Source organism: Brevundimonas sp. AVps4 (genome assembly GCF_058681525.1).
This window is the reverse complement of sequence record NZ_CM178741.1, coordinates 2,454,024-2,474,653: the sequence shown is the minus strand read 5'-3', so window position 1 is coordinate 2,474,653 and position 20,630 is coordinate 2,454,024. Positions and strand designations below refer to the sequence as shown.

At 68.8% G+C, this 20,630-nt stretch carries 16 protein-coding genes; 9 read left to right on the top strand and 7 right to left on the bottom strand.

Going from position 1 to position 20,630, the window contains the following annotated elements; translation table 11 throughout:
* Positions 1–32: 32 nt before the first annotated feature.
* From ACW178_RS12275 to ACW178_RS12255, 5 genes are all read left to right on the top strand, one after another.
* Positions 33–1,502, top strand: a complete 1,470-nt coding sequence (locus ACW178_RS12275; RefSeq protein ID WP_492024610.1) for a glucoamylase family protein — start codon at positions 33–35, stop codon at positions 1,500–1,502.
* Positions 1,499–2,767 (top strand): sugar ABC transporter substrate-binding protein, encoded by a 1,269-nt coding sequence (locus ACW178_RS12270; RefSeq protein ID WP_054766121.1) that lies wholly within the window; start codon positions 1,499–1,501, stop codon positions 2,765–2,767. Before ACW178_RS12275 ends, ACW178_RS12270 begins: the two co-directional genes overlap by 4 nt.
* Positions 2,764–3,696 carry a carbohydrate ABC transporter permease gene (locus tag ACW178_RS12265; protein ID WP_287104477.1) on the top strand — a complete coding sequence of 311 codons (933 nt, stop codon included), beginning with the start codon at positions 2,764–2,766 and terminating at the stop codon, positions 3,694–3,696. Before ACW178_RS12270 ends, ACW178_RS12265 begins: the two co-directional genes overlap by 4 nt.
* Positions 3,693–4,508, top strand: a complete 816-nt coding sequence (locus ACW178_RS12260) for a carbohydrate ABC transporter permease (protein WP_287104476.1) — start codon at positions 3,693–3,695, stop codon at positions 4,506–4,508. Before ACW178_RS12265 ends, ACW178_RS12260 begins: the two co-directional genes overlap by 4 nt.
* Positions 4,509–4,660: 152 nt before the next feature.
* Positions 4,661–7,876 (top strand): discoidin domain-containing protein, encoded by a 3,216-nt coding sequence (locus ACW178_RS12255; RefSeq protein WP_492024609.1) that lies wholly within the window; start codon positions 4,661–4,663, stop codon positions 7,874–7,876.
* 165 nt (positions 7,877–8,041) lie between these two features.
* On the opposite strand, the gene topA is transcribed toward ACW178_RS12255, so the two are convergent.
* The 3 genes from topA to plsY form a co-directional block, all read right to left on the bottom strand.
* Entirely contained in the window at positions 8,042–10,669 is a 2,628-nt protein-coding gene (gene topA, locus ACW178_RS12250; protein WP_492024608.1) for a type I DNA topoisomerase, read from the bottom strand.
* Positions 10,670–10,807: 138 nt separating this feature from the next.
* A complete protein-coding gene (gene dprA, locus ACW178_RS12245; RefSeq protein WP_182713506.1) occupies positions 10,808–11,878 on the bottom strand; it encodes a DNA-processing protein DprA in 1,071 nt (356 codons plus the stop codon).
* Entirely contained in the window at positions 11,875–12,513 is a 639-nt protein-coding gene (plsY, locus tag ACW178_RS12240; protein WP_152950601.1) for a glycerol-3-phosphate 1-O-acyltransferase PlsY, read from the bottom strand. Before plsY ends, dprA begins: the two co-directional genes overlap by 4 nt.
* A 127-nt stretch (positions 12,514–12,640) precedes the next feature.
* Between plsY and ACW178_RS12235 the strand changes: the two genes are divergently transcribed.
* Both ACW178_RS12235 and ubiM read left to right on the top strand, forming a co-directional pair.
* The gene (locus tag ACW178_RS12235) at positions 12,641–13,576 is read left to right on the top strand and encodes a glycerophosphodiester phosphodiesterase family protein (protein ID WP_182713505.1); all 936 of its coding nucleotides are present in this window, start codon (positions 12,641–12,643) and stop codon (positions 13,574–13,576) included.
* A gap of 68 nt (positions 13,577–13,644) precedes the next feature.
* Positions 13,645–14,826: a 5-demethoxyubiquinol-8 5-hydroxylase UbiM gene (ubiM, locus tag ACW178_RS12230; protein ID WP_191559018.1), complete on the top strand. Its 1,182-nt coding sequence runs from the start codon at positions 13,645–13,647 to the stop codon at positions 14,824–14,826.
* 182 nt (positions 14,827–15,008) lie between these two features.
* On the opposite strand, the gene pyrC is transcribed toward ubiM, so the two are convergent.
* The 4 genes from pyrC to ruvX form a co-directional block, all read right to left on the bottom strand.
* Positions 15,009–16,280, bottom strand: coding sequence for a dihydroorotase (gene pyrC / locus ACW178_RS12225; RefSeq protein ID WP_191559019.1), 1,272 nt, complete (start codon positions 16,278–16,280; stop codon positions 15,009–15,011).
* Positions 16,280–17,260: an aspartate carbamoyltransferase catalytic subunit gene (locus tag ACW178_RS12220; protein WP_191559020.1), complete on the bottom strand. Its 981-nt coding sequence runs from the start codon at positions 17,258–17,260 to the stop codon at positions 16,280–16,282. The genes pyrC and ACW178_RS12220 overlap by 1 nt, the downstream gene beginning before the upstream one ends.
* A 63-nt stretch (positions 17,261–17,323) precedes the next feature.
* Entirely contained in the window at positions 17,324–18,247 is a 924-nt protein-coding gene (locus tag ACW178_RS12215) for an AEC family transporter (RefSeq protein ID WP_287397842.1), read from the bottom strand.
* On the bottom strand, positions 18,244–18,723 hold the full coding sequence (ruvX, locus tag ACW178_RS12210) for a Holliday junction resolvase RuvX (protein ID WP_182713500.1): 480 nt from the start codon (positions 18,721–18,723) through the stop codon (positions 18,244–18,246). The genes ACW178_RS12215 and ruvX overlap by 4 nt, the downstream gene beginning before the upstream one ends.
* A 113-nt stretch (positions 18,724–18,836) precedes the next feature.
* On the opposite strand from ruvX, the gene gatC reads away from it, so the two are divergent.
* On the top strand, positions 18,837–19,124 hold the full coding sequence (gene gatC / locus ACW178_RS12205) for an Asp-tRNA(Asn)/Glu-tRNA(Gln) amidotransferase subunit GatC (RefSeq protein WP_008261275.1): 288 nt from the start codon (positions 18,837–18,839) through the stop codon (positions 19,122–19,124).
* Between the two features lie 2 nt (positions 19,125–19,126).
* Positions 19,127–20,605: an Asp-tRNA(Asn)/Glu-tRNA(Gln) amidotransferase subunit GatA gene (gatA, locus tag ACW178_RS12200; RefSeq protein WP_287104289.1), complete on the top strand. Its 1,479-nt coding sequence runs from the start codon at positions 19,127–19,129 to the stop codon at positions 20,603–20,605.
* Positions 20,606–20,630 lie beyond the last annotated feature (25 nt).

Sequence of the window (20,630 nt, the reverse complement as noted above, 5' to 3'; positions counted from 1 at the left end):
CCTTCTTTTTCAAGTATTCAGTGAGCGTGCCTATGAACCGCCGAAACTTCCTGATGCGAACCACGGCAGGTGCGGCGGCCCTGGCGGTCGGCGGCATGGTCGCGGGCCAGGCGGCGGCGCAGCAGCCGGTCACAGGCGCGGTCAACGGCACGCAGCGCCGGCCTCTGCGGCTGGACCGCGAGGTCGATGAGCTTCAGGAACGCACCTTCCGCTGGTTCGAAAAGGTCACGGACCGGGCCACCGGCCTGACGCCGGATCGCTGGCCCAGCAAATCCTTCTGCTCTATTGCGGCGGTCGGTTTCGCCCTGACCTGCTGGCCCATCGGCGTCGAGCGCCGCTGGATGAGCCGGGACGAGGCGCGCGAGCGGACCCTGATCACCGTCCGCTATTTCCACAGCCTGCCCCAGGGGCCGGAGCCGACCGGCACGGCGGGGCACAAGGGCTTCTTCTATCATTTCCTCGATATGGAGACCGGTCTTCGTTACCGGACCAATGAGCTGTCGACCGTGGACACGGCCCTGCTGATGGCCGGCATGTTGTTCGCCGCCCGCTATTTCGACGGCGACCACCCGGACGAGGTCGAGATCCGCAGCCGGGTCCAGGCCCTGTATGAACGGATCGAATGGGACTGGGCCGTCGTGCGCGACAATCGGATCACCATGGGCTGGCACCCCGAGACCGGCTTCATCCCGTCGGACTGGCACGTCTATAACGAGGGCATGCTGGTGCTGCTGCTGGCCATCGGCAGCCCGACCCATCCGGTCTCGGTCAATGTCTGGCACGAATGGGCCGCCAGCTATGACGAGAGCTGGACCGACCGCTGGGGCAGTTGGCACCTGAATTTCGCGCCGATCTTCGGCCACCAGTACAGCCATATGTACGTCGACTTCCGCGGAATTCAGGACGCTTGGATGCGCGGTCAGACGGCTCAGCTGGGCGAACATCTCGACTATTTCGAAAACAGCCGCCGCGCCGTCTACGCCCAGCAGAAATACGGCCACGACAACCCGGGCCAGTGGGTCGGCTATTCGTCCGAGACCTGGGGCCTGACGGCCTGCGACGGGCCGGGCGATTTCAAACAGACGATCAACGGCGTCGAGCGCGAGTTCTTCAGCTATTCAGCGCGCGGCCCCGGCGACCGCGACGACGGCACCATCGCTCCCACGGCGGCGGCCAGCTCCATCGCCTTCGCGCCCGAGATCGTCGTGCCCTGCATCAAGGCGATGAAGAGCCGGTTCGGCGCGGGCATCTATACCGAATGGGGCTTCCTCGACAGCTTCAACCCGACCCTGACCCAGCGCGACGGGCCCTTGCAGCACGGCAAGATCATTGACGGCGTGGGCTGGGTCGCCGACGACTATCTGGGCATCGACCAGGGGCCCATCGTCGGCATGACCGAGAACCATCGTTCCGACTTCATCTGGCGCTACATGCGCGGCGAGCCGCACATCCGTAAGGCTCTGGAGACAGCGGGCTTCACCGGCGGCTGGCTGAACGCATGACCTCTGGCCCGCACAGACGCGGGGCCCTGGCGCTGCTGGCGGGCGGGGCGGCGGCGGCCTGCACGCCGCGTCGTGACGGCGAGACCGTGCTGCGCTTCTGGGCCATGGGCAATGAGGGCGGGACGGTGGGCCAGCTGATGCCCGAGTTCGAGCGGCGCAATCCCGGCGTCCGCGTCGCGGTCCAGCCCCTGCCTTGGACGGCGGCGCATGAGAAGCTGCTGACAGCCTATGCTGGCGGCTCCCTGCCGGACGTCAGCCAGATCGGCAATACCTGGGTGTCGGAACTGACCGCCATCGGCGCCCTGTCGCCGACCCCGCCGGCCGCCGCTGACCTGCTGACCGATCAGTTCAACGCGGTGCTGGAGACCAATGAGGTGGCCGGCCGGGCCATGACCACGCCCTGGTACGTCGATACGCGTCTGCTGTTTTATCGCACCGACCTTCTGGCCCGCGCGGGCTTCGGCGCGCCGCCTCGGACCTGGGCCGAGTGGAAGCGGGCCATGCACGGGATCAAGCGCGTGGCGGGCGGCGACAACTACGCCATCCTGCTTCCGTTGAACGAGTTCGAGCAGCTTCTGACCTTCGGCCTTCAGACCGAGGAGCCCTTGCTGCGGGACAGGAATACGCGCGGCAACTTCTCCAACCCTGGCTTCATCGCGGCCCTGGCCTTCTATCGCAGCCTGTTCGCCGAGGGCCTGGCGCCCCTGGCGTCGGCGGCGCAGATCTCCAACGTCTGGACCGAGTTCGCGCGCGGCTATTTCAGCTTCTACTTCTCCGGCCCGTGGAGCGTGGGCGATTTCCGCAGCCGTCTGCCGACGTCGTTTCAGTCCAGCTGGGCCACGGCGGGCGTGCCGGGGCCGAACGGCCTGGGCGCCTCGGCGCCGGGCGGCTCCAGCCTGGCGGTCTTCCAATCCTCGCCGCATCAGGAGGCGGCCTGGGCCCTGGTCCGCTACCTGTCCGAGCCGGCGGTCCAGGCCCGGTTCAACACCATCGTCGGCGACCTGCCGGCGCGGAAAAGCGCCTGGGACATCGCCCAGGTCGAGCGCGACCCTATGCTGGCGCCCTTCCGGGGCCAATTGGAACGGGCCAAGGCCGTGCCCAAGGTTCCGGAATGGGAACGGATCGTCACCGAGATGCAGATCGTCGCCGAACGGATGGTGCGCGGCGAATATACGCCCGAGACTGCGGCCGCCGAGATCGATCGCCGGGCCGACCGGCTGCTGGAGAAGCGCCGCTGGATGATGGAGCAGGGCAGGGCCGTATGACCGTCGCCGATCCGACATTGGTTCAGCCGAGACCGTCGCGTGGGCGCGGCGCCCGCGAACGCGCCGCCTGGGGCTTCGTCGCCCCGGCCATGATCGCCATCGGCCTGTTCTTCGCCCTTCCGGTGATCGCGGCCCTCCTGCTCAGCCTGACCGACTTCGACATCTACGCCCTGGCGGACCTCGATAATCTGCGCTTCGTCGGTCTGCAGAACTACGAGCGGCTGATGACCAATCCGCTGTTCTGGGGGGCGATGAAGAACACCCTGACCTTCGCGGTCCTAGGCGTGCCCCTGTCCATTGCGGCCTCCCTGGCGGCGGCGGTGATCCTGAACGCGCGGGTGGTGAAGTGGCGGCCGATCTGGCGGGTCATGTTCTTCGCCCCCTATGTCACCACCCTGGTCGCGACGGCGGTGGTCTGGCGCTATCTGCTGCACACCCGCTATGGCGTCATCAACTGGGGGCTGGAAAGCATCGGCCTGCCCGCCGTCGACTGGCTGGGCCAGCCTTCGACCTCCATCCCCGCCATCCTGATGTTCGTGGTCTGGAAGATCTTCGGCTACAATATGCTGATCTTCCTCGCCGTGCTTCAGACCGTGCCGGACGACCTGTACGAGGCCGCCCGCATCGACGGCGCCGGGCCGTGGAAACAGTTCCGCCATGTCACCCTGCCGGCCATCGCCCCGACGATGTTGCTGGTCTCGATCATCTCGGTCGCCAGCTTCTTCCAGCTGTTCGCCGAACCCTATGTGATGACGCAAGGGGGCCCGGCCCAGAGTACGGTGACGGTGCTCTACTTCATGTACGAAGAGGGCTTCAAATGGTGGAACCTGGGCTCCGCCAGCGCGGTCGCCTTCGTCCTGTTCCTGTGCATCCTGGCCATCACCCTGGTGCAACTGGCCGTGGCCAAGCGGGTGGGGGCGTATCAGTGAAACTCCGCTCCATCTTCCTCAACCTCGCCGTCGCCCTCATCGCGTTCATCGTCCTGTTTCCTCTGGTCTGGATGGCGTCGGTCAGCTTCATGCCCACCGGCGAGGCGGCGACCTTCCCGCCGCCGCTGGCCCCGTCGCGCTGGACGCTGGAGCATTATCAGGACCTGTTTCTGAACCAGGGCATGGGCCGCTATCTGTGGAACAGTTTCGCCCTGGCGACCCTGGCGACGATCCTGGCGCTCAGCTTCACCGTCCCGGCCGGCTACGCCTTCGCCAAGCTGAAGTTCACGGGGCGCGAACGCCTGTTCCAGTTCCTGGTCGCCGCCCTGGTGGTGCCGGCCCAGATCGGCACCCTGCCGCTGTTTCTGATGCTGAAGGGGATGGGGCTGGTGAACACCTACGCCGGCGCCCTGGTGCCCTGGCTGGCCTCGATCTTCGGCCTGTTCCTGGTGCGCCAGTATGCGCTGAGCATTCCCGACGAAATGCTGGAGGCGGCCCGCATCGACGGGGCCAGCGAAGGCCAGATCTTCCGCCGCATCGTCCTGCCGACGCTGCAGCCGATCATCGTTACCCTGGGCCTGTTCGTCTTCCTGGGCAGCTGGAACGACTTCCTGTGGCCGTTGATCATCCTGACGGACCAGTCGAACTACACCCTGCCTGTCGCCCTGGCGGCGCTCTCTCGCGAACATGTGCAGGATGTCGAACTGATGATGGCCGGCGCCGTCGTCACGGTCGCGCCTGTGCTGATCCTCTTCCTCGCCCTGCAACGCTACTACATCCGCGGCATGCTCGCGGGCAGCGTGAAGGGGTAAGTTTCTCGTCTCTCGACGCCGTCATCCTCGCCCTTGTGGCGAGGATCCAGACTCCCGGTGCGGTCGCCCATGCACCCCGTCGAACACCGGGAGTCTGGATCCTCGGGACAAGCCCGAGGATGACGCGGAGAGGGAAAGCTGGAGTAAGCTGAATGCGTATCCCGACCTCCGCCGTGACCTCCACCCTCGCGCTCAGCGCCGCCCTGATGGCCGCCCCCGCCGTCGCCCAGGACACGCGCGTTCTCGACAGCATGGACGACGCCTCGCGGTGGCAGGCCAACGCCTCGACCGACGTCCACGCCGCCGTCTCCGCCGTGGCGGGGCATGACGGCCGCGCCGTGCGGCTCGATTATGATTTCGACGGCAAGGCCGGTTACGCCGTGCTCAGCCGGCCGCTGCCGTTCGACCTGCCCGACAATTACGAGATCAGCTTCTGGGTGCGGGGCGCCGGGCCGACCAACACCTTCGAGGTCAAGCTGACCGACGCCTCGGCCGAGAACGTCTGGTGGAAACAGACGGCGCGCTACGACTTCCCTGACGGCTGGACGAAGTTCGTCATCAAGCGCCGCCAAGTGTCCAAGGCCTGGGGCCCCAGCCCGGAGACGGTGCTGCGCCGCGCCGAACGGGTCGAGTTCGTCGTGGTGGCGGCGGAGGGCGGCAAGGGCGCCGTCGAGATCGATCAACTGAGCCTTCGCGCCCTGCCGGTCGAGCCCCTTGTGCCGCCCCCGCCGATCGCCGCCGACGGCCGGGCGCAGACGACCGCCGCCAACGCCGTCGATCTGGACCCGAAGACCGCCTGGACCCCGCCGGTGGGCGAACCGTCGGCCCTGACTCTCGACCTGGGCTATGAGCGCGAATTCGGCGGCCTGACCCTGCGCTGGGGCGAGCGGGGCGCGGCGGCGGACTATAGGATTTCAGCGTCTCTCGACGGACGCGACTGGCGTGAGCTGACATCCGTGAAGGGCGGCAACGGCGGCGTCGACTGGCTGCGCACGCCCGAGACGAGCGCCCGCTGGCTGCGGCTGGAGCCGCTGAAGCCGGTCCCCGCCTCGGACGTCGTCGGCTCGTCCGGCGCCGGCCAGCGGCTGGGCGCGGGGCAGGCGACGACCTATGCGCTGAACGAGATCGAGGTCGAACCCCTGGCCTTCGGCGAGGACGCCACGGCCTTCGTCGAGGCGGTGGCCAAGGAGAACCTGCGCGGCCTCTATCCGCGCGGCTTCTTCGGCGAACAGCCCTACTGGACCCTGGTCGGCGTGGACGGCGGCGGCGAGAGCGGCCTGATCGGCGAGGACGGCGCCATTGAACTGCGCCGCGCGGGCCCCAGCATCGAACCCTTCGTCGTCGATAACGGCCGGCTGATCACCTGGGCCGACGTCAATATCGAACAGGGGCTGAAGGACGGCGATCTGCCCATTCCCTCGGTGACCTGGACCGCCGACGACTGGACGCTGAAGATCACCAGCTTCGCCGACGGCGCGCCGGATCAGGCGCGGCTGTGGGGCCGCTATGACCTGACCAACACCTCCAACCGGCCGCGCAGCCTGACCCTGGCCCTGACGGCGCGGCCGTTCCAGGTGAATGGGCCGGTGCAATTCCTGGCCATTCCGGGCGGGGTGGCGCCGGTCGAGCGGATCGCCTGGGACGGCGCGAGCCTGACGCTGAACGACGACGTCCGGGTCCAGCCCCTGACCGCGCCGGACGCTGTGGCGGCTTCGAGCTTCGACGCCGGGGCCGATCCTCAATCATTGATTTTGCCTACGGCGCGACGCCCAGTGGGTGAGCCGGTCGCCGTCTCCGACGCCACGGACCTGCCGGCCGGCGCCCTGCTGTACGAGGTGACGCTTCAGCCCGGTGAGACGCGCACCTTCGGCTTCCTGTCGCCGCTGGCGGGCGATCCGTCGCAGGCCGGGCAGGGCGTCGCCGCCCTGGATCAGGCCGAGCAGGCGCTGGCGGCGCAGTGGCGTGAGAAGCTGGACCGGGTGGACTTGACCCTCCCGCCCGCCGCCCAAAGGATCGAGGATGCTTTGAAATCCTCACTGGCCCATATGTTGATGTCGCGTCAGGGGCCGATCCTCCAGCCCGGCACCCGCAGCTACAACCGTTCCTGGATCCGCGACGGGGCCATGATGGCCGAGGGGCTGAACCGGCTGGGCATGGCCGAGCACTCTGCCGACTATCTGCGCTGGTACGCCCCCTACGTCTTTGAAAACGGCAAGGTTCCCTGCTGCGTCGACGCGCGGGGCGCCGATCCGGTGCCCGAGAACGACAGCCACGGCGAGTTCATCTTCCTGGCCGCCGAGACCTATCGCTACACCGGCGACGAGGCTCTGCTGCGTCAGGTCTGGCCCCAGGTCCAGAAGGCGATCGCCTATATGGACGAACTGCGCGCCTCCACCCGCACCGCCGCCTTCCAGGCCCCAGACCAGCGCCACCTGTACGGTCTGCTGCCCCCGACGATCAGCCACGAGGGCTATTCGGACAAGGCGGCCTATTCCTACTGGGACGATTTCTGGGGCCTGCTGGGCTACAAGGACGCCGTCTTCATCGCCCAGACCCTGGGCGACGCCGAGGCCGCCGCCCGCTATGCTGCGGCGCGCGATCAGTTCGCCGCCGACATCCGCGCCTCCATTGTCGCCACAGCCGCACACCACGACATCGACTGGATCGCCGGCGCCGCGGACCGGGGCGATTTCGACGCCACCTCGACCACCATCGCCCTGTCTCCGGCGGGCGAGCAGGATAATCTTCCGCCCGAACTGATGGCGCGAACCTTCGACCTCTATTGGGAAAACTTCCAGAACCGGCTGACCAATCGCACGGGGTGGAAGGACTACACCCCCTACGAATGGCGGCTGGTCGGCGCCTATGTGCGGCTGGGCCAGAAGGACCGCGCCCTGGCGGTGCTGGACTTCCTGATGGCCGACCGCCGGCCCGAGGCCTGGAACGGCTGGGCCGAGGTGGTGGGGCGCGACAAGCGCGAGCCGCGCTTCATCGGTGACATGCCCCACGCCTGGATCAGCTCCGACTATATCCGCTCGGCTCTGGACCTGTTCGCCTACGAGCGGGACCGCGACCACGCCCTGGTGCTGGCGGCGGGCGTGCCTCAGGTTTGGCTGGATACGGCCCAGGGCGTGGGGGTCAAGGATCTGCGCACTGCCTATGGGGCGCTGACCTACGCCTATCGCAAACAGGGGGCGGCCTATGTGCTGACCTTGGGCGAGGGCGCGACGCCGCCGGGGGGCTATGTGCTGCAATGGCCGGCGGGCGAGGGGCGGCCGGAGCGGGTGCGCATCGACGGGCGGGCCGCGCAATGGACCGATGACGAGCTGGCGATCCCGGCAGGCGCGCGACGGGTGGAGATGCGCTGACGAAAGGTCTTCCTTCTCCCATTGGGAGAAGGTGGCCCGGAGGGCCGGATGAGGGCCGGCCGGTGGGCCGGTTCGCACCGCCGAACCCTCACCCTTTCGCGCCAGAACGATCGCTTCGCTCTCGTGCGCTCAAGCCCTCTCCCGGCGGGAGAGGGGCCTTATGAGTCAGTCTTCCGCCTTCGCCTTGGCCTTCTTCGCCGGCGCCTTCTTGGCGGCGGGCTTCTTCGCAGCCGCAGCCTTCTTCGACGCAGCCGTTTTCTTCGCCGGCGCCTTCTTCTTCGGCGCCGCGCCGGCCTTGGCGGCGAGCAGGGGCAGGGCGGCTTCCAAGGTCAGGTCTTCGGGCGCCGTGCCTTTCGGCAGGGTGGCGTTGATCTTGCCCGATTTGACATAGGGGCCGAAGCGGCCGGCCATGACGTGGATCGGCTCGCCCGTCTCCGGGTGTGCGCCCAGGTCCTTCAGCGGGGCCGCAGCCGCCCCGCGGCCGGGACGACCGGCGCGCTTCTCGGCCAGCAGGGCGACGGCGCGGTTCAGACCGACCTCGAACACCTCGTCGATGTCCGAGACATTGGCGTAGGTGCCGGCGTGCAGGACGAAGGGACCGTAACGGCCCAGGCCCGCCGTGATCATCTTGCCGTCCTCGGGGTGAACCCCGACCTCGCGCGGCAGGGCCAGCAAGCGCAGAGCCTGGTCCAGCGTCAGGGACGCGGGCGACCAGCCCTTGGGCAGGGACGAGCGTTTTGGCTTCTCGCCGTCCGGCGGCGCGATTTCGACATAGGGGCCGAAGCGGCCGATCTTCAGCTGCACGGGGTGTCCGGTCGCCGGATCGACCCCCAGTTCGCGATCGCCGCTCTCGGCCGACCCGTCCTCGGCCGAAGGACTGGCGACGGGACGGGTGTATTTGCAGTCAGGATAGCGCGAGCAGCCGATGAAGGCGCCGAACCGGCTGGTCTTCAGGCTCAGTTGGCCCTGGTGGCACAGGGGGCATTCGCGCGGGTCGGACCCGTCGCCCTTGTCGGGGAAGATATGGGCGCCCAGGCTCTCGTTCAGGGCGTCCAGAATGGCCGTGGTGCGCAGCTCGCCCGCGGCTTGGGTCGCGGCGTGGAAGTCTTGCCAGAACTCGCGCAGCAGCACCTTCCAGTTCAGATCGCCGGCCGAAACCTCGTCAAGCCGGGTCTCAAGCGCGGCGGTGAAGTCGTACTCGACCCATTTGCTGAAGAACTGCTCCAGGAAGGCCGTGACCAGCCGCCCCTTGTCTTCGGGATAGAAGCGGTTCTTGTCCACCCGCACGTATTCCCGGTCGCGCAGGGTCGACAGGGTAGAGGCGTAGGTCGACGGGCGGCCGATGCCCAGTTCTTCCAGCTTCTTGACCAGGGTGGCTTCCGAATAGCGCGGGGGCGGTTCGGTGAAATGCTGATCGGTGCGGATGGCGTCGACCTTGGCCTTGGCGCCCTCCTTCAGGGCGGGCAGGCGGCTGGTGTCGTCTTCGCCCTCGTCGCCTTCCGCGCCCTTCTGCTTCTCGTCGCGGCCTTCCTCATAGACGGCCAGGAAGCCGTCGAAGGTCACCACTTGGCCGGTGGCGCGCAGGCCGGTCTGGCCGTCGGAGGTCTCGATCTCGACCGTGGTGCGGTCCAGGCGCGCGGCCTCCATCTGCGAGGCGACCATCCTTTTCCAGATCAGCTCATAGAGGCGCTGAAGATCGGAATCGAGGCGCAGGCTGTCGGGATGGCGGGCGATGTTGGTCGGCCGGATCGCTTCGTGCGCTTCCTGAGCATTCTTCGCCTTCACCTTGTAATGGCGAGGTTCGGCCGGGACATAGGCGGGGCCGTACTCCTTGCCGATCACCTCGCGCGCCTGGGCCAGACCCTCGGGGCTGACCGAGACGCCGTCGGTCCGCATATAGGTGATCAGGCCGCCGGTCTCGTCCACGCCCTCATACAGTTTCTGCGCCGCCTGCATGGTGCGCTGGGCGGTGAAGCCCAGCTTGCGCGCGGCCTCCTGCTGCAAGGTGGAGGTGGTGAAGGGCGGCGCCGGGTTGCGACGGACCGGCTTCTTCTCGACCGAATTGATGGTGAAGTCCCCGGCCTGGATGGCGGCGCGGGCGGCTGCGGCGGTCGCCTCGTCCTTGATGTCCAGACGCTGCACCCGCTTGCCGGCGTGTTTGACCAGACGGGCGGTGAAGGGCGGGCTGTCGGCGTTCAGGTCGGCCTCGATGGACCAGTATTCCTGAGGCTTGAACTTCTCGATCTCCATCTCGCGATCGACGACGATACGCAGCGCCACCGACTGCACCCGCCCGGCCGAGCGCGCGCCCGGCAGCTTGCGCCATAGCACGGGCGACAGGGTGAAGCCGACCAGATAGTCCAGGGCGCGGCGCGCCAGATAGGCCTCGACCAGCTCCATGTCGATCTGGCGCGGATTGGCCATCGCCTCCAGAACGGCGGACTTGGTGATGGCGTTGAAGGTGACGCGTTCGACGTGGGTGTCCTTCAGCGCCTTCTTCTTGTTCAGCACCTCCAGCACGTGCCAGCTGATCGCTTCCCCTTCGCGGTCGGGGTCGGTCGCCAGGATGATGCGGTCGGCGCGCTTGGCGGCCTCGGCGATTTCGGACAGGCGCTTGGCGCCCTTGGCGTCGGCCTCCCAGTGCATGGAGAAGTCGTCGTCGGGCAGGACCGAGCCGTCCTTGGACGGCAGGTCCCGGACGTGGCCGTATGAGGCCAGGACCTCGTAGTCCGAACCCAGATACTTATTGATGGTCTTGGCCTTTGCGGGGCTCTCGACGATGACGAGGTTCATGCGTGTTCGGTCTCGGGAAGGGGCGCGAACGTGGTTGGAGCGGAGCCATGTGTCAATGCACCGGCCGCCGGGCGCCCGTAAACTTGCGGAATATCGGGTGACTATCACGGATCGAAGACGAATCCGGAAGAGACTTCACTATATCGACGCCAGACCGCCCGGCAGCAGCTCGGCTCGGCCGGCCAGGCTCAGCTCCAGCAGGGCGGCGGCGACCTGGCCCATGGGGGCGTTCAGGGCGCGAGCGATCTCGTCGCGCGGCGTCGGGGTGGGCGAGAGCAGGGCGGCGACCCGGTCCAGGAAGGCGTCGTCCACCTCGCCATAATCCATCGGCTCCGACGGCGGCGCGCGCAGGCTGCGCAGGGTGTTGAAGGCGCGCTCGATGTCCTCGATCCCCTCGCAGAGGATGGCGCCCTGGCGCAGCAGTTCGTTCGGCCCCTTGGCGCGCGGGTCCAGCGGCGAGCCCGGCACGGCGAAGACGTCGCGCCCCTGTTCGGCCGCCAGTCGGGCGGTGATCAGGGATCCCGACTTGATCTCCGCCTCCACCACCACGACGCCGCGCGACAGGCCCGAGATGATGCGGTTGCGGCGGGGGAAGTCCCGCGCCTGGGCCCGCGCGCCGACGGGGCTTTCCGACACGACGCAGCCCTGGTCGATCAGCCGCGCGTAAAGATCCGCGTGTTCGGGCGGATAGACGTCGTCCACCCCGCCGCCCAGGACCGCGACGGTCCCCGTCGCCAGGGCGCCTTCGTGGGCGGCGGCGTCGATGCCGCGCGCCATGCCCGAGACGACGACATGCCCCGCCTGACCCAGTTGCAGCGCCAGGCCGCGCGCGATCCTCTGCCCGCCCGCCGAGGCGATGCGGGCGCCGACGATGGCGATGCTGGGCATGTTCAACAGATCGACCCGACCCCGCGCCCACAGAATCGGCGGCGGCGGGTCCAGGTTCGCCAACATCTCAGGATAGTCAGGATCGCCCAGCACCAGCAGGCGCGCGCCGATCCGCTCGCCGTCAGCCAGTTCGCGCTCAATGCCTGCGACGGGCGGCGGAATGGAGGCCGCGCCGGACTTGCGGACCAGGTCGGGCAGGACCTCCAGCACGCGGACAGCTGACCCATAACGGCCCAGCAACTGGGAAAAGGCGACGGGACCGATGCGGTCGGTGCGGGCGAGCCGCAGCCGGGCGAACCGTTCGTCCGCCGCCGGGGTCACGCCTTCTTGGCCCCGATGCGCGGCTCCTCGCCCTTCAGCAGCCGGGCGATGTTCTCGTGGTGGCGGATCCAGATCAGCACGGCGGCGAAGACGGTCAGGGCCAGGATCGGCATGTCCACCGGCAGGCCGACGGCGGCCAGCGGCAACAGGGCCAGAAGGGGCGCAGTCGCCGAGGAGATCAGGGCCGCCAGCGACGAATAGCGGAAGGCGAAGGCGCTGATCAGCCAGACGGCGCCGGCCATCAGGCCCAGGGGCCAGGCGGCGGCCAGCAGCAGGCCATAGAAGGTCGCCACCCCCTTGCCGCCCTTGAACTTCAGCCAGACGGGAAACAGGTGGCCCAGGAAGGCCGCGCCGCCGGCGATGGCGCCCGCAGCCTGGCTGTCGAACAGGGCGCGGGCGATCAACAGGGCGACGGCCCCCTTGCCGGCGTCCAGCAGCAAGGTGGCCAGGGCCAGGTCCTTGCGCCCGGTGCGCAGCACATTGGTCGCGCCGATATTGCCGGAGCCGATGTTGCGCACGTCGCCGGCGCCGGCGGCGCGGGTGATCACCACGCCGAACGGGATCGAGCCGAGCAGATATCCGCCCAGCGCGACCAGCGCCAAGGTCCCGACCGCGGGCCCCACCAGATCCTGCACTTTGATTCTCTCCCCGGGAAATGCGGCGGCAAAATGCGTCGGCGCGCCTTACGGAGCAAGGGCGATCCGGCCTCTTGACCCGATGAATGACGCAGGGTCAGGTCCGCCCGCCTTTCCGGAGACTCTCATGAGCCGATATTCCACCGCCGTCGCCGTCTCGATCCTGCTGATGTCGGCTTCGGCCTGCGTCGGCGCTCCGACCGGCGGGGAGGGGGCCGTGTCCCGCCCGGCCATGGCCGCCTATTTCGACTGTGTCCGCGACGGCGGCGTGGCCATCTCTGCCCATAGGGCGGTCTCGGCGCCGGATCAGCCTGAGAACTCCATCGCCGCCATCGAGGCGACCGGACGGGCCATTCCGGGCGCCGTCCTCGAACTGGACGCGGTCCTGACCAGGGACGGCCATTTGGTGCTGATGCACGACGAGACGATGAACCGGACCACGACCGGCCGGGGCCGCGTCGCCGACCTGACCCTGGCCCAGGTCAAGGCCGCCCGGCTGAAGGCGTCGAACGGCGCCTTGACCGAGGCCGCGCCCCCGACCCTGGCCGAAGCCCTGGACGCCGCCGGCCGCGTCGGCGCCATCGCCAGCCTGGACCTGAAACCGGCCGAAGGTGCGACCACGGTCGATCTGGCGAAAGCCATCATCGCCCAGGTGCGGCGCTCGGGCGCGCAGAACCGGGTCATCCTGATCACCTATAATGACGCCGACGCCCGCGCCGTGGCGGCCCTGGCGCCGGAGATGATGATTTCGGCCGGTCTGGACGGCGTCGAGGATCTGGACGGTCTGAATCCGGCCCAGATCCTGGCCTGGACCGGCACGCGCGAGGAGCGGCCCGCCCTATGGTCGGCCCTGCGTCAGGCGGGGATCGAGGTCCAGTTCGGCACCCTGGGGGCGGAGGGGCGCCGCCGCGACGACCGCTACGCCGCCGACGGCGACGTCTCCGAATACCGCGACCTTTTCCGCCAGGGCGTGACCGTCATCGCCACCGACACCCCTCTGGCGGTCCAGTCGGTGCTGGGCGCCGAAGTCGCCAAGGCTGCTGCCTGCCGCCGCCCGCGCTGACGCGACGATTTGCGCTCGATCAAGGAGCGGACGAACCGGCTAGGGCAGGGGAAGATCAGGAGTTCAGCATGCGCGATGATCTGATGTTCGACGTGGCCGTGGTCGGGGCCGGACCGGCGGGCCTGGCCTTCACCCGGTCCCTGGCTGGAACCGGACTGAGCGTCGCTCTGATCGAGGGCCAGGGTCAGGCCGCCCTGCGCGACCCGGCCTTCGACGGGCGCGAGATCGCCCTGACCCACAACTCCATCCGCCTGTTGAAGTCCCTCGGCGCCTGGGACCGGGTTCCGGCCGAAGAGATTTCGGACCTGCGCGAGGCGCGGGTGCTGGACGGCGGCTCGCCCTTCGCCCTGACCTTCGACGTCGGCGGCGCCGACCGGCTGGGCGTCCTGATCCCCAACCACCTGATCCGCCGCGCCCTGTTCGACGTTGTCGAAGGCCAGGCGGGCGTGATCCTGATGGCGGGGCGGCGAGTGGCCAGCTGCGCCGTCCAGGGCGCCGCCCCGCGCGGCCGGGTCGTGCTGGACGATGGGACGACGATCCGGGCCAGGCTGATCGTGGCGGCGGATTCCCGCTTTTCCGGCGTGCGCGACCAACTGGGCGTCGGGGTCGAGATGAACCGGCTGGGCCGGTCGATGATGGTCTGCCGGATGCGCCACGACCAGGCGCACGGCCATGTCGCGACCGAATGGTTCGACCATCGCCAGACCGTCGCCCTGCTGCCGGTCGCGGACGCCCAGGAGCGGGTCTCCTCCGTCGTCCTCACCCTGGCCGCCCCCGCCATCGCCGACCTGATGCGCCTGTCGCCCGACGCCTTCGCGGTCGAGATGGAACGGCGGCTGAAGGGCCGGCTGACCGGGCTGGAACTGGTCAGCGAACGCTGCGCCTATCCGCTGGCCACCACCTGGAGCCGCCGGTTCGCGGGCGAGGGTTTCGCCCTGATCGGCGACGCCGCGGTGGGCATGCACCCGGTCACCGCCCACGGCTTCAACCTGGGTCTGCGCGGACAGGACGTCTTGGCCAAGGTGTTGAAGTCGGCGCGGGGCGGGGACATCGGGTCGGAACGTCTGCTGGCCCGCTATGAACGCGACCACCGCCTCGCCAGCTGGCCCCTGTACCAGGGCACCAACGCCCTGGTCCGCCTGTTCACCCAGGAAACGCCCCCGGCCCGTCTGGCGCGCGGCGCCGCCCTGCGCGCCGGCCAGGCCACGGCGCCGTTCAAACGGGTGGTGAAGCGAATGCTGACGGTGTGATCGATCCTTCTCCCGTTGGGAGAAGGTGGCCCGAAGGGCCGGATGAGGGACCGGCGGCGGGCCAGTTCGCACCACGTACCCCTCACCTTTGGCTGCTTCGCGCCGCCCTTCGGGTCGCGCCAGGACGATCGCTTCGCTCTCGTGCGCTCAAGCCCTCTCCCAGCGGGAGAGGGAAGGGTGGGTCAGAAAACCTTGCGGCCGCCCACCCAGGTCCCGATCACCTTGCCCTGCAGTCTGCGTCCGTCGAACGGCGAGTTCTTCGACTTGGAGCGCAGCGTATCCGCATCCACGATCACCGGCGCCCCGGGGTCGAACAGCACCAGGTCGGCGGGTGCGCCTTCCGCCAGCACCCCGGCGTCGAGGCCCAGCAGCGCCGCCGGTCCCTGGGTCAGGGGCCGCAGCACGTCCAGCAGGTCCAGACCGTCCTCGTGGTGCAGGCTCAGGGCGGCGGGCAGCAGGGTCTCCAGGCCCACGGCGCCGGGCGCGGCCTCGGCGAAGGGGCGGCGCTTGTCCTCGGCCGGGGCGGGGGCGTGGGCCGAGGTGATCACGTCGATCAGCCCCTCGCGCACCGCCTCGATCAGGGCCTGACGATCGGCCTCGGACCGCAGCGGCGGGTCCAGCCGGTAGAAGGTGCGATAGTCGCCGATGTCCACCTCGTTGAAGCACAGGTGGTTGATCGAGACGCTGACCGCGACCTCCAGCCCCTTGGCCCGCGCCCGCGCCAGGGTCTCCAGCGCCCCCTCGGTCGAGATCTGATCCACCAGGAACCGGGCGCCCGTCTGTTCGACCAGGGCCAGGTCGCGCTCCAGCCCGATGCGCTCGGCGATGGCCGGGCTGCCGGACAGGCCCAGGCGCGTGGCCAGTTCGCCCGAGGCCGCGACAGACCCTTCCGTCAGCCAGGGGTCGGACGGACGACAGGCGATCAGGGCGTTGAAGGCGGCGGCGTAGCTCATCACCCGCTGCAGGGTGCGGCTGTTGACGATGACCTTGTCGCCGTCGGTGAAATACAGGGCGCCGGCCTCGTCCATCAGGCCGATCTCGGCCATCCGCTGGCCGTCCAGGGCCTTGGTCGCGGCGCCGGCGGCGCGAACATTGACCAGGTTCAGGGCTGCGCCGCGACGCTGGATGAAGTCGACCATGGCCGGGTCGTCGACGGCGGGATCGGTGTCGGGCTGGACCACGATGGTCGTCACGCCCCCGGCCGCGGCGGCCAGGCTGGCGGACTTCAGCGTCTCTTTCGGTTCAGCGCCGGGTTCGCCGGTCTTGACCCGAATGTCGATCAGGCCGGGCGACAGGCAAAGGCCATCGGCGTCGATCACCTGATCGGCGTCGATCTGAGCCGCACCGTGAACGACGCGCACGATGCGGCCATTCTCGATCAGGACGCCGCCGGGGCCGTCATAGTCGCTGGCGGGGTCCAGCAGCCGGGCGTTGAGGATGGCGAGGGTGGTCATCACTTGTCCCCCCAGCGGGCCGACAGGGAGGCCAGCACGGCCATGCGGGCGGCGACGCCCATCTCGACCTGATCCTGGATCAGGGAGACGTCCAGATCGTCGGCCGCGTCGGAATCGATCTCGACCCCCCGGTTCATCGGCCCGGGGTGCATGACCTTTGCGCCGGGCTTGGCCCAGGCCAGCTTCTCGCGGTCCAGGCCCCAGAAGCGGAAATATTCGCGGGTCGAGGGCACAAGGGCGCCGGCCATCCGCTCCAGCTGAAGCCGCAGCATCATCACCACGTCGCAGCCGGCCAATCCCTCGCGCATGTCATGGAAGACCTCGCAGCCCCAGCGGTCGGCGTCGCCCGGCACCAGGGTCGGCGGCCCGATCAGGCGCACCCGCGCCCCCATCATCTGCAACATCGCGACGTTCGAGCGCGCCACCCGGCTGTGGGTGATGTCGCCGCAGATGGCGACCGTCAGGCTGGTCACATCGCCGAAGGCCCGCCGCATCGACAGCAGGTCCAGCAGGGCCTGGGTCGGGTGCTCATGCCGGCCGTCCCCGGCGTTGACGACCGCGCAGCCGACCTTCTGGCTCAGCAACTCCGCCGCGCCCGAGGCCGAGTGGCGGATCACCAGAATGTCCGGCTTCATCGCATTCAGCGTCACCGCGGTATCGATCAGGGTCTCGCCCTTCTTCACCGAGGAGGAGGCCACCGGCATGGTGACGACGTCTGCGCCCAGCCGCTTGGCGGCGATCTCGAACGAGGAGCTGGTGCGGGTCGAGTTCTCGAAGAACAGGTTCACGACCGTGCGCCCGTGCAGCAGATCCAGGGCCTTGGACGACTGGCGATTGAAGTCGACGAAGGCGTCGCCCAGGTCCAGCAGCTGCGGGGTGACGAAGGGGTTCAGATCCGAGGCGGCCAGGAAATGGGCCTTGGGGAACGGAATCAGCCGCTCTCGAATGGTCTGGTCGGTGACGTCGTGGGGCTGGGTCATCGAGACGCGCCTATAGGCGGGAGTCGCCGCAAACGCCAGACCGGGGGCCGGCCGGGCCGCGGATCAAACGAAGTGGAACAGGGCCAGAAGCACCGGAATCACCACCGCGCTGCCGACGGTGGTCGAGGCGATGATCCCCGCGATCAGGGGCGCATCCCCGCCCATCTGCCGCGCCAGCATATAGGAGGCGGCCGATCCCGGCGCCGCCCCGCAGATCAGGGCCACCCCCTGGGTCAGGCTGTCGCCGCCGAGCGCCCAGGCGATCAGCCACATCAGGGGCGGCATGACCCCCAGCTTGACCAGGGTCACGGCGGCGATGGTCCCCTGGCGGCGCCTGACCTCGGCGAAGGACAGACCGGCTCCGGCGACGATCAGACCCAAGGGCAGGGCGGCCGCGCCCAGCAGGTCCATCGCATCCGACAGGCCGGGGATCAGCGGGACCCGCAGCAGGTTCAGCCCCAGACCGATCAGACAGGCCAGCAGGATCGGATTGGCGATCATCGACTTCGCCAGACCCGGCACCGAGGGCTCGCGCTTCAGCGCTCCCCATTTGGCCAGAACCGCCACACAGGTGATATTGGTCACCGGAATGATGAAGGCGATGGCCACCGCCGCCATGGCCGTCCCGGTCGAGCCATAGACCGACTGGATCACCGGCACGAAGACGAAACTGTTCCAGCGGATCACCCCCTGGAACACGCTGGTGTAGGCCGGCCCGTCCAGCGGGATCAGGGGCTTGGCCGCATAGGTGGCCGCCGCCACGATCAGGGTCGCCCCGACCGCCGCCGCCCCCGCCACCGTCGCCCCGCCGCCGGCAAGGTCCGCGTGCCAGATCGCCGGGATCAGGAAGCTGGGGTAGAAGATATTGATCGACAGCTTCTCGATCGGCCGCCAGGCCTCATCGGGCAGGAAGCCGGACTTTCGCAGCCCATAGCCCAGGGCGATCATCAGAAAGACCGGCAGGACGCCGGCGATCAGCCCGGTCAAATCCAGCTCGCCTGATCCCGCACCCGGTCCAGCGCCCCCTGCAGGATCCAGGCGGCGGCGGTGCGGTCCACGACCTCGGCCCGGCGCTTGCGGTTCAGGTCCAGGTCCTCGATCAGGAACCGCTCGACCGCGCTGGTGGACAGCCGCTCGTCCCAGAAGGCGACGTTGATGGGCCGCAGCCGCTCCAGATTGCGGGCGAAGGCGCGGCACGACTGGGCGCGCGGCCCTTCAGTCCCGTCCATATTGACCGGCAGGCCGATCACCAGGGCCGAGACCTTGCGATGGGCCATCAGCTTGAACAGATGTTCGGCTTCATGCGTGAACTTGGACTTGCGGATCAGCTCCAGCGGCGAGGCGATCAGGCGGGTGGCGTCCGACACGGCCACCCCGATCGTCTTCTCGCCCAAATCCAGCCCCATCCACGGGGTGTCGGGCGGGCAGGCGGCGGGCAGGTCGAGGAGGTCGAGAACAGGCACGGCCGGGCGGTAGGCCGCAATCCTGCGGAAGTCAAAGGCGTCACCTTGTGAATCCGAGGTCGGAAGGCTAATCCCGCCGATACATTCCCTATCGACGTGCATTGGAGGGCCGCATGGCCATCGACGCTGCGACGGTGCGCAAGGTTGCGCATCTCGCCCGCATCAAGACCCCCGAGGATCGGCTGGAGCCGCTGGCCCAGGAGCTGAACGGCATCCTGCAGTGGATCGAGCAGCTGAACGAGGTCGATGTCGACGGCGTCGAGCCCATGACCTCGAATGTCGCCCAGCCCCTGCGCCTGCGCGAGGACGTGGTCACCGACGGCGGCAAGATCGACGCCGTCCTGTCCAACGCCCCGAAGTCGGCCGACGGCTTCTTCGTCGTGCCCAAGGTGGTCGAATAATCATGAGCGACCTGACCAAACTGACCCTGAAGGCCGCCGTCGACGGCCTGAAGGCCAAGGAATTCTCCTCGGCCGAGATCACCCAGGCCTTTTTGACCGCCATCGAGGCCGCCAATCCGACCCTGAACGCCTATGTCGAGGTGACCGCGGACAAGGCCATGGACATGGCTCGCGCCTCCGACGCCCGCATCGCCTCGGGCGAGGCTGGCGTGCTGGAAGGCGCCCCCCTGGGCGTCAAGGACCTGTTCTGCACCGAGGGCGTCCAGACCACGGCCGGCTCCAACATGCTGCGCGGCTTCGTGCCGCCCTATGAATCGACCGTCACCGCCAATCTGTGGCGCGACGGGGCGGTCATGCTGGGCAAGCTGAACATGGACGAGTTCGCCATGGGTTCGTCCAACGAGACCTCGGCCTTCGGTCCGGTCAAGAACCCGTGGAAATCGACCGGCTCCAACGCCGATCTGACGCCGGGCGGATCCTCGGGCGGTTCGGCCTCGGCCGTCGCCGCCGACCTGTGCCTGGCCGCCACCGCGTCCGACACCGGCGGTTCGATCCGCCAGCCTGCAGCCTTCACCGGCACGGTCGGGATCAAGCCCACCTATGGCCGCGCCAGCCGCTTCGGCATGGTGGCCTTCGCCAGTTCGCTGGACCAGGCCGGCCCGATCACCAAGACGGTCGAGGACGCGGCCCTGCTGCTGCAGTCCATGTGCTCGTTTGACGCCAAGGACTCCACCAGCCTCGACATCCCGACCCCCGACTGGACCCAGTCGGTCGGCCAGTCGGTCAAGGGCCTGCGCATCGGCGTGCCGCGCGAATATGTCGTGGACGGCATGCCCGCCGAGATCCAGGCCCTGTGGGATCAGGGCGTGGCTTGGCTGAAGGACGCCGGCTGCGAGATCGTGGACATCAGCCTGCCGCACACGAAGTACGCCCTGCCGACCTATTATATCGTGGCGCCGGCCGAGGCCTCGTCCAACCTGGCCCGTTATGACGGCATGCGGTTCGGGCACCGGGCGGATGACTTCAAGTCCCTGGACGACCTCTACGCCGCCTCGCGCGCCGAGGGCTTCGGCAAGGAGGTCCAGCGTCGCCTGACCATCGGCGCCTATGTGCTGTCGGCCGGCTTCTACGACGCCTACTACGTCAAGGCGCTGAAGGTCCGTCGCCGCATAGCCGAGGACTTCGACAATGTCTGGGGCCGGGTGGACGCCATCCTGACCCCCTCGACCCCGTCGGCCGCCTTCGCCCTGGGGGACAAGCAGATCGATCCCCTGACCATGTATCTGAACGACGTCTTCACGGTGACGACCAACCTGGCCGGCCTGCCGGGCCTCTCGGTCCCCGCCGGCGTCGATTCCAACGGCCTCCCGCTGGGCCTCCAGGTCATCGGCAAGGCCCTGGACGAGGCGACCGTCTTCCAGGTCGGCGCGGCGCTGGAACGGGCGGCGGGCTTCACGGCCAAGCCGGGCCAGTGGTGGTGAACTGATCTTCCCCTCTCCCGGAGGG